We start from the raw sequence: 17409 nt of genomic DNA on the forward strand, positions 1-17409 counted from the left end.
TCAGCGCGCTGCCGACTGACGGGCGGCGAGTCGCTCCGCGATCCCACTGGATCGGGCGACTCGCCGCCCGATCGCCGTCCTGATGTCGTCGGGCGTGCCGATGACCGTCACGGTGTCGACGGCGCGCGTGATCGCGGTGTAGAGCAGCTCGCGGGTCATCGCCCGCGAGTCGGCATCGGGCAGCAGCACGGTGACGTGGGAGAACTCGCTGCCCTGGCTGCGGTGGATCGTCATCGCGTAGCCGGTCTGGACGTCGGGCAGCCGCGAGGTGGCGAACTCGCGCACGGGCTCGCCGTCGACGGCCACCACCAGCTGACCGTCGCGCTCGACGACCACCCCGGCGTCGCCGTTGAACACACCCAGCTGAGCGTCGTTGCGGGTCACGAGGACGGGCCGTCCGGGGTACCAATCGCCGTAGCCGACGTCGTGACGCAGGCCGGCCGTGACGCGCTCGTTCCACGTCGTGGCGCCGAACGGTCCGTCGCGATGGGCACACAGCAGCCGGTGCTCGCCCAGGCGCCGCAGGGCGGCGTCCGCGTCGTCGTGGCGTCCGGCCGCGACGAGGTCGCGGGCGATCGGCATGAGAGTCGACTCGACCAGTGACGCGCCCTGGTCGGGCTGCACGAGACGGATCGCGGGATCGCCGGCGGTGAGCAGCTCGACCGCCGTGTCGGCGTCGCCGTCGCGCACGACCGCGGCGAGCCTGCCGATCCCCGCCCCGAACCGGTGGCTGCGGGTGAGCCGGACGACGTGCTCGTCGGACCACCCGGCGACGACGTCGTGCAGGACGGCCCCGGCCTCGACGGAGGCCAGCTGGTCGGCGTCGCCGACCAGGATGAGCCGGGTGTCGGGGCGCAGCGCCTCGAGCAGCCGGGCGACGTTCTCGAGGGAGGCCATCGAGGTCTCGTCGACCACCACGACGTCGTGGGGCAGGCGCCGCAGACGGTCGTGCCGGAACCGCGTGTGGTTGTCCGGTCGCCAGCCGAGCAGCCGGTGCATCGTCGAGGACGGCAGCCCGGTGAGCCACGTCCGCTCGTCGTCGGTGAGCGCCAGCCGGCTGGCGGTGGCTGCGACGGCCTCGCGCATGCGGGCCGCGGCCTTGCCCGTCGGGGCGGTCAGGGCGACCCGCAGCGACCGGCCGTGCATGGCCAGCGACTGCGCCTGCAGGATCGCCAGGACGCCGGCGACCGTCGTGGTCTTGCCGGTGCCCGGTCCGCCGGTCAGCACGATCGTGCCGACGCGGGCCGCGCGCTCGGCCGCGGCGCGCTGGTCCTCGTGCTCGGCGCCGGGGAAGAGCCGGTCGAGGTCCTCGGTGAGCCGTGCCTCGTCGAGCGGGGGCGCCGAGAGTGTCGCCCGGGCCGTGAGGTCGTCACAGAGCGCGACCTCCAGCCGGCGGTAGCGATCCAGGTAGACGAGCCCGTGCTCGACCACGAGTACCCGGCCGAGGTCGCTGGCCTCGACGGCGCGCAGCCACGCGGCCGGGTCGGGCCACGTCAGACCTGGCACCTCGGGATCATGGCGCGGGTCGAAGCAGGTCGACCCGTGCCGGACCGCCCGCACGGCGAACGCCAGCGCGAGCAGTGGCAGGTCCGCCGTCTCGCCGGTGATCCGACCGAGCCGCGCGGTGACCAGGGCGTCTCCGGTCGTCAGGACCTCGGCGGCGACGAAGTCGTCGATCGTGGCGTGCGTCGTCATCGGCTCGCTCCGGTTCCGTCGAGCAGCTCGGACAGGGCGAGGACGAGGGACGCCGGCGGACGCCACGAGAAGACGCCGTACGGCACGTCCCCGTACCGCGGCGCGTCAGGCCCGGCCATGCCCCGCAGGTACAGATAGAGCACTCCGCCCAGGTGACGTTCGGGGTCGTAGTCCCGCACCCGCCACCGCAGGAAGCGGTGCAGCACGACGGAGTAGAGCAGCGCCTGCAGCGGGTAGGTGCCCGCGTTCATCGCCTCGGCGAGCGCATCGGGCCGGTAGCCCGCGATCGTCAGCGGCACATCGGTCGGACCCAGCCAGTTGGTCTTGTGGTCGACCACCAGGAAGCCTCCCGTGGGCAGCCGCAGGACCAGGTCGATCGAGCCGGTCAGGTAGCCCCGCAACGGCTGGTCCGCCAGCGCGGGGGACCTCAGCCGCGCGGCGAACGGCCGCAGCGGGTCGTCGCTCGTCAGGTGCGCGTCCAGCACGTCGGCGAGGTCGCCCAGCCGGGCGAGCCCGGCCACCGGGTGGTCGCCGCCGCCCATCGGGATCTCGAAGTCGAGCTCCTTGAGCTGGTGCTCGCGCAGGAGGGTGAGCAGGTCGAGGTCCGCGGCCAGCGGGCCCAGCGGGGTGGTGAGGATGGCCTCGAAGGCCGTCACTGCGGTGGCGACGTCCATCTCGACCGTCCACAGATCCAGCTGCTCGCGGACCCGCGCCTCGATCTGGGCGGGCAGGTCCTCGGCCGTGACGTCGACCTCCTCGAGCACGGCATGGACGAGACTGCCGAACGTGGCGCCCTTCGGCAGGTCGGCCATGGGGGAGGGGCGGGTGTCCGCCGCGTCGGTCACGACGGCCGGGATCGACTCGTCCTCGTCCGTCGTGCCCTCGGTCTCGGGCTCGCTGCCGACATGGGGCGCGTCCTGCTCGGCGCGGATGAGGCCCGAGTACGACGTGCGGCGCCAGGCGGTGTCCAGCTCGCGGTCGAACGGGCGCACGGCCAGGTCGCAGGGAGCGTCGGCGGGCGACACGTCGGCGCCGGCGCGGGGGACCACGCGCTCGAGCGAGGGCCCGTCGCGGTCCTGCCAGCCGCGCAGCACCGAGAGCGCCGTGGCGTCGTCGGGGACGGGCGCCACCTCGGGCACGTCGGGGCGTGCGGGATCGGGTCGGAACAGCAGCCGGTGCAGGCCGGAGTTGCGGGCGTCGCGCGTGGGGGCCCACCACGCGACGAGCTGGGACTTCGCCCGGGTCATGGCGACGTAGGCCAGCCGCAGCACCTCGCCGGCGTCCTCGGCCTGGGCGGCGCGCGAGTGCTCGGCGAACGCGGGGTGCCCCGAGCCGCCGACGTCGAGGAACCGCTGTCCCGAGGCGTCGTGGAAGCGAGGCCGCTCCTCGCGGTCGGGACGCCAGCGGTTGAACAGGAACGGCAGGTAGACGACGGGGAACTCCAGGCCCTTGCTGGCGTGGATGGTCAGCACCTGGACGGCCTTGGCGTCGCTGTCGAGCCGCCGGGTGAGCTCGGCGGAGTCGCCGCTCTCGCTGCGCTGGCGCCGCAGCCACTGCACGAGTCCGGAGAGTCCGAGGTGCTCGCGCAGGGCGACCTCGTGCAGCAGGTGCGCGACATGACGCAGATCGGTCATCCGCCGGTAGCCGTCCGGCCGCGCGAGGATGCGGGCCGCGAAGGCCTCGTCGGTGAGGGACTCGACCACGGCGGCGACCCCGCGCGCCGCGAGCAGGTCGGCGAGGTCGCGGACGCGCGTGGCGATCCGGTCGGTCAGCTCGTCCCCGCCGACGACGAGGGTCGTGGCGTCCTGGCCCAGCAGGTCCGTCAGGCCGGCGGCCCGCACGAGCCCGGAGCGCTGGGGCGACTCCATGGCTTCGAGCAGGGTCAGCCAGTCGTCCGCCGCACTGCTGCGCAGGACGTTGCTGCCGCCGCCGAGGACGGCCGGGATGCCGTGTCGCTCGAAGGTGCGCCGGACCAGGTCGGCCTCGACGCCCGTGGCGACCAGCACGGCGATGTCGCCGGCGGCGAGGGGACGGACCCCGTCGGGTCCGCTGTCGAAGGAGGCGCTGGAGGCGAGCACCTCGGCGACATCGGCCGCGAGGTCCTCGACGATCGTGCTGCGGGCCGCCGCGACGGCGAGGTCGCGGTGGGGCTCGGCGGCGCCGTCGCGGTCCATCACCCGCAGCCGGAACGCCGCGGGACGGGGCAGGTCGCGCAGCCGGCTCTCGGCGTGCTGGGCCCGGACGGGGCGCACCGCGATGTCGGGGTGGCCGAGCTGGGCGCCGGCGAACGTCGCGCCGAGCGCCTCGACCAGCGGGGCGTCGCTGCGCCAGTTGACCGGCAGGGTCCGTCGCTCGGTGGCCGTGGCGGCGGCGCGCAGATAGGTGTGGACGTCGCCGCCGCGGAAGGCGTAGATCGCCTGCTTGGGATCGCCGATCAGCACCAGCGTGGCCACGCCGCCGAAGGCACGGTGCAGGACGTTCCACTGGACGGGGTCGGTGTCCTGGAACTCGTCGACCAGGACCACGCGCCAGCGGTCGCGCATCAGCGCCCGGGCAGGGGAGTCGGGGTCCTCGAGCACGGACTCCAGTCGCTTGAGCAGGTCGTCGTAGTCCAGCAGTCCCAGCTCGCGCTTGCGCTGGTCGAGCCGGCGCCGGACGACCTCGGCGAAGCGGACGCGCACGCCGGCCGGAGAGTCGGGGTCGGCATCGAGGGGCACGAGTGCGGCGTGGGGGTCGGCCACGACCGCATGGGCCAGGGCGCGAGCCTGACCGTGGGACAGCGCCGGATCGTCCTCGCGGGCGTACTTGGCGACGTAGAGGTCGTCGACGATCTGGTCGACCAGCTCGGTCAGGTCGTCGGTGAGCTCGGCGGAGCCGTCGGAGTCGCCGGCCGTGCCGAGGCTGCGCAGGACCGTCTGGCAGAACTGGTGGGTCGTGGCGATGGTCGCACCGTCGAAGTCGGCCAGCGCGGCCCGCACCCGGGCGCGGCGGGTCGCGACCTCGGCGTCGGGGACGTCGGTCAGCAACCGCAGCAGGGGATCGCCGCCGTCACGGTGTGCGGCGGGATCGGCCAGCGCCGCCTCGGCCGCGACCAGCTGGTCGCGGACGCGCTCGCGCATCTCGCGACTGGCGGCACGGCCGAACGTGATGACGAGCAGCTCGGGCAGCGTGACGACACCCTCGGCGACGTACCGGGTGACGAGCGCGCCGATGGTCCACGTCTTGCCGGTGCCGGCGCTGGCCTCGAGCAGGGCGGTGCCCGACGGCAGCGGAGCGGTGATGTCGAACGCCTGCAGGTCCATGTCGGTCACAGGGCCGCCTCGCGTTGGTGGTCGAGGGCGCCGTCCCACAGTCGCGGCGCCAGCGTGGTGAAGCCGTCGTCGACCAGCGCCGAGAACGGGGCCCGGGGTCCCCAGACCCGGACGATCTCGTCGGCGTCGCGGTCCGGCGGGGGACCGGCGGTCCGGCCGTCGCGCTGCCACTCACGCGACGCGATCCGGGCGGCCGCCTCGGGACCTCGCGACCGCAGCTGGGTCGTGTAGGTCAGCGCCAGCTCGACCGGCACGGGCAGAGGGCGGCACAGACCCGCGTCGCGCAGGTCGACGAGGTCGGCCAGCAGCCCGAGGGTGGCGTCGGGGTCGGTCGGGAGCGTGGTGACGATCTGGGCGGTGCCGCGACCGACTTTGCCGGCGGTGTGGGCGACCCAGCGGACGTCGGGGCGCTGGACGGCCAGGGCGAGCAGCCGGACCCAGTCGCGCAGCCGGTGTCGACCGTGGACGGTGGAGTAGGAGACGGTGACGAGCCGGTCGTCGTGAACGCCCTCGACGGTGCCCAGGAGGCGACGCCCGTCGGGCAGGGCGACGTCGATGTCGACCGAGGTGGCGTCGCCGGACCGCAGCGCGGCGGTGCCGGCGACGAGCGTCGCGACCCGGGTGCCGACGCTGGCGCCGACGGCGGTGCCGAGGCGTCCCGGGGGAAGCATCCCGGCGCGCCACACCGCGGACCACGCGTCGTCGGCGCCGACGCCGCGCACCGCGTCGTCGAGCAGTCGCTGGCCGATGTGCCACTGCTGGAGCCCGTCGAGTGTGATCGGCAGGTCCTCGTCGAGCAGGTCGTCGTCGCCGGTCAGTGACACGTCGAGGCGCTGGCGCCAGAAGGACCGGATGGGGTTCTGGACGAAGGCCACCAGATCGGAGAGGGCGAGGTCGTCGCGCGGCGGCGCGGGCAGGGGGGAAGGCAGGAAGGGGCCCGGCTCGCGACGGGGGCCGAGGCTGGCCCGCGCGCCCGCGAGGGCGGCCGGGTCGAAGCTGAAGGGACGGCCGTCGGGGACGACGGCGCCGGGCAGCAGGTTGCGCGGATCGAACGGCTGGAGCGGGTGATGGGTGACGACGTCCACGTCCTCGCCGGCGGTGCGCCGAACCTGGTCGAGCAGCTCGCCCAGCGGCACGGCGGGCGGCCGCGGCTGGCCGCGATGCTCGTCGGCGCCGGTGTACGTGACGACGAGCGTCTCGGTGGCCGACATGACGGCGTCGAGCAGCAGCTGGCGGTCCTCGGCGCGGGCGTCCCGCTCGCCGGTGAGGGGCCGGCGGGCCAGGACGTCGTCGCCATCGGCGTGGGTCGAGCGCGGGAAGGTGCCGTCGTCGAGGCCGACCAGGCACACCACCCGGTGCGGGACCGAGCGCATCGGGACCATCGTGCAGACCGTCAGGCTGCCGGTGCGGAAGTTGGCCCGCGACGGCCGGCCGGCCCACCGGTCACGCACCATCGAGAGCACCTCGCCGGGCTGCAGCACGGTGGCCTCGTCGTCGAGCCGCTCGAGCTCGCGATCGACCTGCTGGCGCTGCCAGGCCAGCGAGTGCGGGACATCGGCCAGGTCGGTGAGCAGGGTGTCGATGCGGCGCGACCACTGCGCCATCGTGGCCTCGCGCCCGAAGGCGTCGACCGCGCGCTCGAGCCCGTCGACGAAGGTGACGAGGCGGCCGACCAGGTCGACGTCGCCACTGGGCACGTCGTCGAGCGGCAGGACCTCGGCCACGGGGCGGGCCGGGTCCTCGGTGGCGGCCACGCCGGTGACGAGCCGGTCCAACCCCGCGCGCCAGGTGTTCTGCTCCAGCGGCACGCCGAAGCGGCGCCGGTGCTCGGCGTCGAAGCCCCAGCGGACTCCGCTGGACTCGACCCACTGGGTGATCCGCTCGACCGCGGCGTCGTCGAGATCGAACCGCTGCCGCACGGGCGCCGTCGCCAGCAGGTCGAGGACCTCGGCGTTCGTGGCCCGACCGCGCCGGGCCAGCTCGAGCACCGCGACGGTCAAGCCCAGCAGGGGGTTGGTGCGAGATGCCGCCCGGTCGGCGAGCATCACCTGCAGGCGGTGGCCGGGGTGATGGTGGCCGCGGTCGACCGTCTCGGCCTGGCCGAAGGCGGCATGGAACAGCGGCGCGTACGCCTCGATGTCGGGCACCATCACCAGGATGTCCCGCGGCTCGAGGGTGGGGTCGTCCTGGAGCAGGCCGACGATCACGTCGCGCAGGACGTCGACCTGCCGGGCCCGGCCATGGCAGGCGTGGACCTGGATCGTGCGGTCGGACGCCGCCGGAGCCGGTCCGCCGGCGCCGGCCCGGTCGGCGGCGACGTCGGACTGCACCCGGCCCAGCAGCGTGTCGGGGCGCGAGACGGCGATCGGCGGATGGACCCGCAGGTCCGGGGCCACCGCGGCGATCGACCGCTGCAGCTCGCGGACGTCGCGGCCCAGGGCGGCCAGCAGCGGGTTGCCGAGCAGCTCGGCCGTGGTGTCCTGGTCGCGCGGGACGATCGTGTCGATCCCGGCGAGACGGTCCCACGCCGCCGGCGAGGGGTGGGGGAGCCAGAGGTGCACGTCACGGTGCCCGGCGAGGGCGGCCAGCACCTGCAGCTCGCCCAGCGGCAGGCGGTTGTGGCCGAAGAGGCTGAACCGCGGCGGCAGGTCGACGGCCTCGGGCGAGCGTCGCAGGGCGGCCACGGTGGTGGCGATGCGCTCGTCGGGTGAGGGAGCGTCGACGAGGGAGCGGACGCGACGCCAGACCTCGGCCTGCCAGCGGACGTCGGCTCGCAGCACGCGGCCGGTGCCGTCCTCGTCGCGTCCGTCGGTCCACGCGGAGGTCATGGCGGGACGCTGCCGGGCGTACGCGTGGAACCGGCCGGCCAGGTGCCGGGCCACCCCGAGCCGGCGGTCGCGACGCAGGGCGCGCTCGGGCCCGTCGTCGTGCTGGCCCAGGTGGCGCGCCACCGTGTCGAGCCACGGCTCGGACAGTGCGGCCTCGAGCACCTCGAGCACCCGCCAGGCGAGCGCGTCGGGCCGCCAGGGGTCCTGGTCGTCCTCGGCCAGCAGCTCGGCCACGATCGACTGCGGGCGCGCGAACCGGATCCCGGCGGTCACGCCGTCACCGCCGTGCGCCGAGGCGCCGAGGCGGTGGCTGAGCCGCTGCGACAGCCAGCGCTCGGTGCCGAGCGCCGCGACCACCACCAGCTCGGTCGCGAACGGGTCGTCCGTCGGCTCGGCCAGCAGGTCGGCCAGGGCGTCGGCGAGCACGTCGGTGCGCTCGGCGCGGTGCAGGTGGAAGGTCATGTCGGGCCCAGTCTGCCGTGTGCCTCCGACATCGGGACGAGCGGCGGGAAACTACTTGGCCGGACTCGCGTCATGTCCGGGTGAGACCTTCGTCTCATGGGCATGAGTCGCAAGACCGTGCGCAGCGTGGACCCGCTGTCGCGCCCCCAGCTGAGGGTGGTGCAGGGCGACGGTTCGCAGCCCACCGAGCCGCCGCCCGAGCGGGCCGACGCCACCGACGCCCTGGCCAAGATCCTGATCGACGCGTTCGGGGACCGGGCGCTGTTCCTGTTCCACCGGCGTCTGGCGGGACAGTCCGGGGACCTGCCGATCATCGCCGTGACCCCGTCCGGCGTGCACCTGATCGAGCCGCGCTCGTACCCGGGCAAGAAGGTCCGGGCCTGCCGGGACGGCAGCACCTTCGTCATCGACGGGGTCCGTCACACCCGGATCGCCGAGCAGATGCAGCAGCACGCCGAGGCCCTGCAGGCGACGGTCTCGACCGGACCGATTCCCGACGCGGACGTCCACAGCAGCTACTGCTTCGTCGAGGGCGAGCTTCCCCTGCGTCCCCTGGAGGTCGGCGGCGTGCGCGTCCTCTCGGTCCGATCGACCCTGCGGCGGCTGCGCGCCGGCGGGTCCCTGGACGAGCGACAGGTCGAGGCGCTGCACCGCGACCTGTCGCGCCGGTTGGTGCGTTCCTGACGCACGACGAGAGAACGACGATGGGACGGCCTCTCGGGGCCGCCCCATCGTCGTCTCAGCGCTGCGTCAGTGGCTGATCGCCCGGCCCTCGGCGCCGGCGCCGGTGAGCGAGCGGACCTCCATCTCGGCGGCCTTGTTCTCGAGGTGCTCCTTGCTGGTGAGCGTGCCCAGGATGCCCAGCAGGAACGAGGCCGGGATCGAGACCAGGCCCGGGTTCGCCAGCGGGAACCAGGACCAGTCGTGGTCGGGGAACATCGCCGTCTCGGAACCGGACACCGCCGGGCTGAAGACGATCAGACCCACGGTGATGATCAGGCCGCCGTAGATGCTCCACAGGCAGCCGCGGGTGTTGAACCGCTTCCAGAACAGCGAGTACAGGATCGTCGGCAGGTTGGCCGAGGCCGCCACCGCGAACGCGAGCGCCACGAGGAACGCGATGTTCTGGCCGTTGGCGGCGATGCCGCCGACGATCGCGACGGCACCGATCACCAGGGCTGCGATGCGGGCCACCTTGACCTCACGGCCGTCGGGCGCCTTCCCCCGATGGATCACGTTCGTGTAGATGTCGTGCGCGAACGAGGCCGATGCGGTGATGGTGAGTCCGGCGACGACCGCCAGGATCGTCGCGAACGCCACCGCCGACACGATGCCCAACAGCAGGGTGCCGCCGAGCTCGTACGCCAGCAACGGTGCTGCCGAGTTGGCCGCACCCGGCGCGGCCGCGATCCGCTCCGGTCCGACCAGCGCCGCGGCGCCGTAGCCCAGCGTCAGCGTGAACAGGTAGAACAGGCCGATCAGCCAGATCGCCCAGACCACGGACTTGCGGGCCTCCTTCGCCGTGGGCACCGTGTAGAACCGCATCAGGATGTGCGGCAGTCCCGCGGTGCCCAGCACCAGGGCCACCGACAGCGAGATGAAGTCGATCTTGGTCACGCCGTCGAGGCCGTACTTCTTGCCCGGCTCCAGGGCGGCACCGGCCGCGGCGCCGTCGCCGAGCAGGTCCGAGAAGTTCATCCCGTACTGCGCCAGGACCCACACGGTCATGAGCAGCGCGGCACCGATCAGCAGGATCGCCTTGATGATCTGGACGTACGTGGTGCCCTTCATGCCGCCGACCAGGACGTAGACGATCATGAGCGCGCCGACCGCCGCGATGACCAGGGCCTGACCGAACTCGTCGTTGATGTTGAGCAGCAGTGCCACGAGGCCACCGGCGCCGGCCATCTGGGCCAGCAGGTAGAAGAAGCTCACCACGAGCGTCGACACGGCGGCGGCCGTGCGCACCGGGCGCTCCTGCATCCGGAAGCTGAGCACGTCGGCCATCGTGAACCGGCCGGTGTTGCGCAGCAGCTCGGCGACCAGCAACAGGGCGATGACCCAGGCCACGAGGAAGCCGATGCTGTAGAGGAATCCGTCGTAGCCGGTCAGGGCGATCGCGCCGGCGATGCCCAGGAAGGACGCCGCCGACAGGTAGTCGCCGGAGATGGCGATGCCGTTCTGGCGCCCGGTGAAGGACGACCCGGCGGTGTACATCTGGTCGGTGCTCTTGTTCGTCCGGCTGGCGCGGATCACGAAGACCAGCGTCAGGACGACGAACGCCGCGAAGATCGAGATGTTCAGCGCGGTGTTGCCGATCTGCTCGGACTCGACCTCGGCGGCCAGCGGCAGTGCGGTCGCGATCATGCGAGGCCCTCGGCTTCCATCTCTTCACGGATCTTCGACGAGCGGGGGTCCAGCTCGCGATCGGCGTACCGCACGTAGGCCATCGTCACCGCGAAGGTGGCGACGAACTGCAGCAGGCCGAAGATCAGCCCGACGTTGACGTTCCCGATGACAGAACGACTCATGAAGTCCACCGCGTAGGTCGACATCAGGACATAGACGAAGTAGAAGGCCAGGCCGGCGAGCGTGGCCGGGATGACCCAGCTGCGGTACTTGTGGCGCAGCTCTTGGAACTCAGGTGACGCCAGGACGCGCAGGTACGCGGCCTCGCGCCCCGTCGGCGCCGGGGACGCCGGATCGGATTCGGTCGGATGGCTCACAGCAACACCTCCACGGTGGCGGGCGGATTCATGACGGCCATCACAGTGATGGGCGTCACATCGCACGCTAGGGGCAGCGATTCGAGGAGGTCACGAGCCGTCGAGCCGGATGCGACGAACGACCCGATTCTGCGACGAACGGTCGGCCGGCGGGGCGGGCGGTAGGTCCGGTGGACGCCGTCAGGCCGGCGGGGCCTGGTCGCGCAGGTCCGCCTCGAGGTCGTCGACGACACCGGGGCCGAGCCGGGCGACATGGTGGCCGGCGTGCAAGAGGTAGCGAGCATGGACCCGCAGCGCGGCGGGCATCGGTGGAAGCTCGCGCTCCGCCTCGCCCAGGGCGCCGGCGGCGTCGGAGCCCATGCGATCAGGCGTTTCCGCCTGACTGCGGGCGTCGACGATGCCGATCCCCGCGCCGGCCTGCGCGGCGCTGCGCAGCAGCTGGACGACGTGGGGGAGATCGGCGGGGGAGGCGTCGATCGGCAGCAGCGGCAGCAGCCGCGCCGCCAGCAGGTCGGCGACCTCATGGGCCTGCGGGGTGAACGCGGCGTCCATCCCGAGGCGGTGGATCGTGCCGGCGCCGAAGCCGTGCCGGGCGGCGGGATCGGCCGCCGGCCAGGCGTCGCCGGCGAGCGTGGGGCGGGCGAGCGGGAGACCGCGCGCCCTCGAGCCGGACCGTGTGAGCCACTTCACCACCGCAGCGTACGCCGTCCCGGGATGTGACACGTGAAAGAAATGTGACGCAGATAGCGTCATGGTGCGGAGTGGACGCCGTCTCACAGGCACAACAGCCCGGACTCGGACGGCGCACGAAGGGAGGACGGTGCAGTGAAGGTCGAACGCATCTGGTGGCGGGACATCGGTCCGGAGGACTTCTTCGCGATGGAGCGGTCCGGTCGGACCCTGCGAGGACGCACGGCCGTCGAGATCGCCCAGGTCCCGGCGCTGCTGGAGTTCATCGGCCTCGATCGGACGCTGCCGCAGGACGCGTGGCAGGACGTGCGCATCGTCCCGCGCGTCATCGGCAATCCCGAGGTCACCTCGCCCCTGGCCTTCAAGCCCGCGCGCCGTCACCACGTGTACGAGCTGCACGCCCAGAACCGCCACGACGATCGCCACGAGCGCCACCCCGCCTGGCTTCCCGGAGGCGGCTGGCCGGATCTGCGCACGCCGCAGTCCGTCGACGACGCCAAGGCGATCCTCGCCGAGATCGGCGGGCTCCACATCTACGTCGCCTGCACCGAGTCGGGCCAGTACTTCGCCGGGTCGACGACCGGCACCCGGCTGCCCGCCGGCTGGCCCGCCTCGTGCGAGCCGCTGTTCACCGGTGTCGACTCCGGTGTGATCACGGTGGGCCGTGGCTCGCTGCAGAGCCTGACGCCGCTGGCCCGCAAGATCCTCGACGCCTTCCGGGACCGCAAGAGCGTCCTGGTCTACGGCCCGCCCGCCACCGGCAAGACGCACGCCGTCGCGCAGGTCCGCCAGATCCTCGACGAGGCGTGGACCGCTGGCGAGGCCATCGACATCGACCCGCACCGCGCGGACCAGCCGTTCACCTCCGGCTTCGAGTCCTCGCCGATCGCGCCCCCGGTCATCACCGACTGGGTCACGTTCCACCAGGAGTACGGCTACGAGGACTTCGTCGTCGGCCTGCGGCCGACGGGCGAGGGCATCCGACTCGCGCCGTTCGCCGGCCGGCTGCTGGATCTGGCGATCCGGCTGGACCGCCAGGGCCGTGGCTCGTCGCTGCTCGTGATCGACGAGATCAACCGCGGCAACGTGCCCAAGATCCTGGGCGACTTCATGACCTACATGGACGACTCGTACCGGGCCGCGCCGAACGGCGACACCCGGTCGGCCATCCCGGTCAACCTGCCGAAGGTGCAGCGCAGCCCCACCGGCGACCCGGTCACCGAGCCGATCTGGCTGATCTCGGGCGACTCCTACATGCTGCCGCAGCCGTGGTTCTTCCCGCACGACCTGCACATCCTCGCCACGATGAACTCGGTCGACCGCGCCGTCGCCCCGCTCGACTCGGCCATCGGCCGTCGCTTCGAGCGGATCGACGCGTACGCCGACCTGGACTTCCTGGCGCGGCACCTGGGGGTCAGCCTCGAGGTCGCGACGGGCCCCGAGGTCGACGCCGAGCACTGGACGCCGCAGGCGGCCGCCGTGGCGCTGCTGGCGTACCTCAACGACGAGATCACCGAGCGACTCGGCCAGGACTACGAGCTGGGACACCTGTACTTCTGGAAGATCGCGACCTGGAGCGATCTCAAGCGGGTCTGGGACCACGATGTGTGGCCCCAGATCCGGGACCGCTTCGGCGCCCGTCCCGACCAGCTGGCCGACCTGTTGCGGGTCAACTCGCGTCAGGCGCCGGCTGACTACCCCTTCCGCACGCGTACCCTCACCGGTCGGGCCTTGGCCGTCGACTCGCTGATGGAGCGGTCCGACGAGGACGCGGCGATCACCTTCGACTTCTTGGTGCGTGGATGATGCCTGAATACACCCTGGTTGATGGCGGACCCGCCCAGCCGTTCACCGGCACGGCGGCCGACCTGGCCGAGCTGCGGCTGCGGTCGCCCGAGCTGGCGACCCGCCTGGGCCTGTCCGAGGAGCCGTTCGTCATCGACGAGGCGGCCGGCACGATCCAGGTGCGCGGCCTGGCCGGCTTCCTGTCCCTGGGCGACTCGACGCTCGAGATCATGCCGCACTTCCTGCGCCACGATCCGGGCTGGCGGGTCTCGCTGCTGACGATGCTGACGACGATCCACCACCTCGAGTGGATTCCGCAGGTCGATCGCGGCACGCGCCACGCGGGCCTGCCCGACCTGCTCGGGATGATCGTCGCCGGCGCCATGGCCCGGGCATCCTCCGAGGGCGTTCCGCGCACCTACGTCGAGCGCCGTGCCGTCACCTCCTCGATCCGCGGGCAGGTCGACGCCGCCAAGATGTGGCGCCGCGTCGTCGACCCCTACAGCGTCGACTGCCGGTTCTCGGAGTTCGTCGCCGACGGGCCGGTCACCTCGGCCCTGAAGTGGGCGTGCCGCGAGCTGTCCGGCGCGGTGCAGCAGCCCTGGCTGGAGTCCGAGCTGGCGAACTACGCCGAGCTGTTCCCCGAGACCTCACCGGAGCTGCCCCCGCCCGGGATCATGGACGGGCTGCAGCTCACGCCGCAGTTCGGGTTCCTCAGCGACGCGCTCGACATCGCCCGGGTCCTGTCGATGGGTCCGCAGAACGGGGCCACCGGCCGCGCCGACGGCCCGACCCGCGCCTTCGTGTGGAGCACGGGCAGGATCTTCGGCGACTTCGTGCAGGTGCTGGCCGAGCGGGCCGCCCGCGAGGCCGGGTTCACGGCCTACCGGGGCACGCGCGCCCGGCGCCTCAACGACGTCAGCTCCACGGCTTCCGCGGTGGACACCATCGTGGAGTCCTCCAGCGAGCTCGTCGCCATGACGGTCTGCCCGCAGGACCACACCGAGGACCTCGTCGACGAGCTGGTCGGCCCGCTGATCGCCGCCGGCCGAGGTCTGAACGCCTCCGACATCGCGATCGTCTTCCCCGCGAGCATGGGGCTGCGCCCCGGCACGCAGATGCGGGTTCGCGAGCCCGGCGGACCGTCGATGCTGCACCTGCTGACGGTCGACCCGTCGGGACTGGGCGAGTCCGGCGGCATGGGCCGCGTCGTGCGCGAGTTCGAGCTCGACCTGACTCAGGTGCTGACGATCGCGCAGCGTCGCCCGGTGGGCTCGCGCCGCCTCGGCGGCACGGGGGCCTGACCCCGGCGCCGTCGGCCGTCAGTGCCGCAGCTGGACCAGGACCTCGAGCTCGGAGTCGGTCAGCTCGGTCAGGGCGGTCTCGCCGGCGTTGACCACGGCGTCGGCCAGCGCGCGCTTCGAGCTGATCAGCTCGGCGATGGACTCCTCGATCGTGCCCTCGGCGACGAGCCGGTGGACCTGCACGTTGCGGGTCTGCCCGATGCGGTGGGCGCGGTCGGTGGCCTGGTCCTCGACGGCCGGGTTCCACCAGCGGTCGTAGTGCACGACGTGGTCGGCCCGGGTCAGGTTGAGGCCGGTGCCGGCCGCCTTGAGCGACAGCACGAACACGTCGGTCTCGCCGTCCTGGAAAGCGCTCACCATCTTCTCGCGCCGCGCGACGGGCGTGCCGCCGTGCAGGAAGTCGTGGCGGACCTTGCGCTCGCCGAGACGCCGCGCCAGCAGCCGGCCCATCTGGGCGTACTGCGTGAACACCAGCGCCGCGCCGTCCTCGTCGATGATCTCCTCGACCAGGGAGTCGAAGGTCTCGAGCTTGCCCGAGCGCCCGGCCAGGCGCGCCTCGGGCTCGTGCAGGAACTGCGCGGGGTGGTTGCAGATCTGCTTGAGCTGGGTGAGCAGCTTGACCACGAGGCCGCGCCGGCGGATGCCACTGGAGTCGGCGATCTCGGACATGGTGCGCTGCACGACGGCCTCGTAGAGGCCGACCTGCTCGCGACTCAGCGGCACGCGGTGGTCGGTCTCGATCTTCGGCGGCAGCTCGGGCGCGATGCCCGGATCGGACTTGCGCCGGCGCAGCACGAACGGGCGGATCAGCTGCGACAGGCCCGCGGCGCGCTCGGTGTCGTGGTCGCGCTCGATCTGGCGCGACCACTCGCGACGGAACTGCTCGCGAGTGCCCAGCAGGCCGGGGGTCGTCCAGTCCAGCAGCGCCCAGAGCTCGCCGAGGTGGTTCTCGACGGGCGTGCCGGTCAGCGCCATCCGCGCGTCGGACTCGATCCGGCGCAGGGCCTGGGCGGCGCCGCTGCCGGGGTTCTTGACATGCTGCGCCTCGTCGGCCACGACGAGGTTCCAGCGGTGGGCCGAGAGCTCCTCGACACTCGAGCGCATCGTCGCGTAGGTCGTGACGACGAACCCGGATTTCGCGTCGGACAGGCTGCGCCGGGGGCCGTGGTAGCGGGACACCGGCACGCCGGGCGCGAACCGGCCGATCTCGCGCTCCCACGTGGCCAGCACCGACGCCGGGCAGACGACGAGGGTCGGCTCGGGGGAGTCCAGGTGCAGGTGCAGCGCGATCAGCATGAGGGTCTTGCCCAGGCCCATGTCGTCGGCCAGGATCCCGCCCAGGCCGAGGTCGACGAGCTGGCTCATCCAGCGCAGTCCGCGCAGCTGGTACTCGCGCAGCTGGCCGTCGAGGGCCTCGGGCTGCGCCGCGGGGTTGATGTCGGAGTCCTGCTCGGCCAGCCGGCGCCGGACGTCCTCGAGCCAGCCGACCGTGTCGACCTCGGTCTCGTACCCGTCGATCTCGAGGCTGCCGGTGATCGCGGCGCGCAGGGCCTCGGACGGGTCCAGAGTGCGGCCGTGGCCGGCGAGGACGCGCTCGACCTGCTGCTGGTCGACCATGACCCAGCGGTCGCGCAGGTGGAGCATGCCCGACTGCGACGCGGCCAGCTGCTCGACCTCGGCCCGGCTCAGGTGCTCGCCGCCGACCGAGACGCTCCAGTCGAAGCGGAACAGCTGGTCGGCCGTGAACGCACGCGGGCGGTCGTGCTCGCGGTCCAGCGGCGACTCGTCGGTGTCGATGCGGCTGACCACGCCGGTGGCGCGGACGTCGTGCCGCAGGCCCTCGGGCCACTCGATCTCGATGCGGTTGGCCAGGGCCGACACGAGCGGCCGGCCCTGCCCGAGCTGGCCGAGCTCCTCGGGGGTCACGCGGGCGCGGCCCTCGTCCGCGAGCCGCTCGGCGGGCGGCCAGGCGGCGGCGAGCCGTTCCAGCATCGCGAGCAGTGCGGGCTTGGCGGCGGGACCGAGGTGGTGGTCGTCGCGGGTCAGCACGGTGGGCGCCGAGACCGAGGCGCGGTTCATCGCCTGGGGGCGGACGTGGACCTCGACGTCGGCCATGGCGTCCGCGTCGCCGCTGAGGGTCACGACGAGCCGGTACGAGAAGCTCGTCGGTCGCTCGATGGTGGGCCGGGGCTGCTCGGTCTCGCGGCGGCGCTGCGGCGTGGTCGCGACGGCGGGCGCCTCGGCGACGAGGGCGGCGAGGAAGCCGCGGATCACGGCCTGCCCCTCGGCCTCGGTGGGCCCGATGGCGCGGGCGGAGTTGAGCATCTGCTGCAGCTGCGACGGATCGGGGGAGGCGAGCGTGCCGGTCGCCATGAGGCGCAGGGCGATGATCGCCGGGGTCGCCCACGCGCGGGCACTGGCATCGGCCGAGAGGGCGCGGATGCCGCCGCTCAGCGGCCCGACCGCCTCGTTCGCGGTCGCCTCGAGGGCGCCACGAGGCGTGTCGAAGACGAACCGCGAGCGGCTGGGGTCGTCGGGGTCGGACACGAATCGGACCGGGTGCCGCAGCGCGATCTGCAGCTCGGTCGGGGTCGGCATCCCTCCATTG

The 17409-nt window shown here is 73.0% G+C and carries 10 protein-coding genes; 3 read left to right on the forward strand and 7 right to left on the reverse strand.

The window, feature by feature from the left end; all coding sequences use genetic code 11:
• From recD to recC, 3 genes are read right to left on the reverse strand one after another with little or no spacing between them, the layout of a single operon-like run.
• Positions 1-1695: an exodeoxyribonuclease V subunit alpha gene (gene recD / locus NP095_RS06320; RefSeq protein ID WP_232416818.1), complete on the reverse strand. Its 1695-nt coding sequence runs from the start codon at positions 1693-1695 to the stop codon at positions 1-3.
• Entirely contained in the window at positions 1692-4997 is a 3306-nt protein-coding gene (locus NP095_RS06325; RefSeq protein WP_232417415.1) for a UvrD-helicase domain-containing protein, read from the reverse strand. The genes recD and NP095_RS06325 overlap by 4 nt, the downstream gene beginning before the upstream one ends.
• 5 nt (positions 4998-5002) lie before the next feature.
• Positions 5003-8296, reverse strand: a complete 3294-nt coding sequence (recC, locus tag NP095_RS06330) for an exodeoxyribonuclease V subunit gamma (protein ID WP_232416817.1) — start codon at positions 8294-8296, stop codon at positions 5003-5005.
• 102 nt (positions 8297-8398) lie between these two features.
• Here recC and NP095_RS06335 point away from each other — a divergent pair, with 102 nt between their 5' ends.
• Positions 8399-8980 (forward strand): hypothetical protein, encoded by a 582-nt coding sequence (locus tag NP095_RS06335; RefSeq protein ID WP_232416816.1) that lies wholly within the window; start codon positions 8399-8401, stop codon positions 8978-8980.
• Between the two features lie 66 nt (positions 8981-9046).
• On the opposite strand, the gene NP095_RS06340 is transcribed toward NP095_RS06335, so the two are convergent.
• The 3 genes from NP095_RS06340 to NP095_RS06350 all read right to left on the reverse strand — a co-directional run bounded on the left by NP095_RS06340 (position 9047) and on the right by NP095_RS06350 (position 11712).
• Entirely contained in the window at positions 9047-10663 is a 1617-nt protein-coding gene (locus NP095_RS06340; RefSeq protein WP_232416815.1) for a solute symporter family protein, read from the reverse strand.
• Entirely contained in the window at positions 10660-11022 is a 363-nt protein-coding gene (locus tag NP095_RS06345; RefSeq protein WP_232416814.1) for a DUF485 domain-containing protein, read from the reverse strand. Before NP095_RS06345 ends, NP095_RS06340 begins: the two co-directional genes overlap by 4 nt.
• Positions 11023-11202: 180 nt before the next feature.
• Complete coding sequence (locus NP095_RS06350) at positions 11203-11712, reverse strand: hypothetical protein (RefSeq protein ID WP_232416813.1); 510 nt, start codon at positions 11710-11712, stop codon at positions 11203-11205.
• A 135-nt stretch (positions 11713-11847) separates the two neighbouring features.
• On the opposite strand from NP095_RS06350, the gene NP095_RS06355 reads away from it, so the two are divergent.
• Complete coding sequence (locus NP095_RS06355; protein WP_232416812.1) at positions 11848-13518, forward strand: AAA family ATPase; 1671 nt, start codon at positions 11848-11850, stop codon at positions 13516-13518.
• Complete coding sequence (locus NP095_RS06360; RefSeq protein WP_232416811.1) at positions 13515-14801, forward strand: 5-methylcytosine restriction system specificity protein McrC; 1287 nt, start codon at positions 13515-13517, stop codon at positions 14799-14801. The genes NP095_RS06355 and NP095_RS06360 overlap by 4 nt, the downstream gene beginning before the upstream one ends.
• Positions 14802-14819: 18 nt before the next feature.
• On the opposite strand, the gene NP095_RS06365 is transcribed toward NP095_RS06360, so the two are convergent.
• The gene (locus NP095_RS06365) at positions 14820-17399 is read right to left on the reverse strand and encodes a DEAD/DEAH box helicase (RefSeq protein WP_232416810.1); all 2580 of its coding nucleotides are present in this window, start codon (positions 17397-17399) and stop codon (positions 14820-14822) included.
• Between the last annotated feature and the right edge of the window lie 10 nt (positions 17400-17409).

This window comes from Aeromicrobium duanguangcaii (assembly GCF_024508295.1).
Taxonomy (GTDB): domain Bacteria; phylum Actinomycetota; class Actinomycetes; order Propionibacteriales; family Nocardioidaceae; genus Aeromicrobium; species Aeromicrobium duanguangcaii.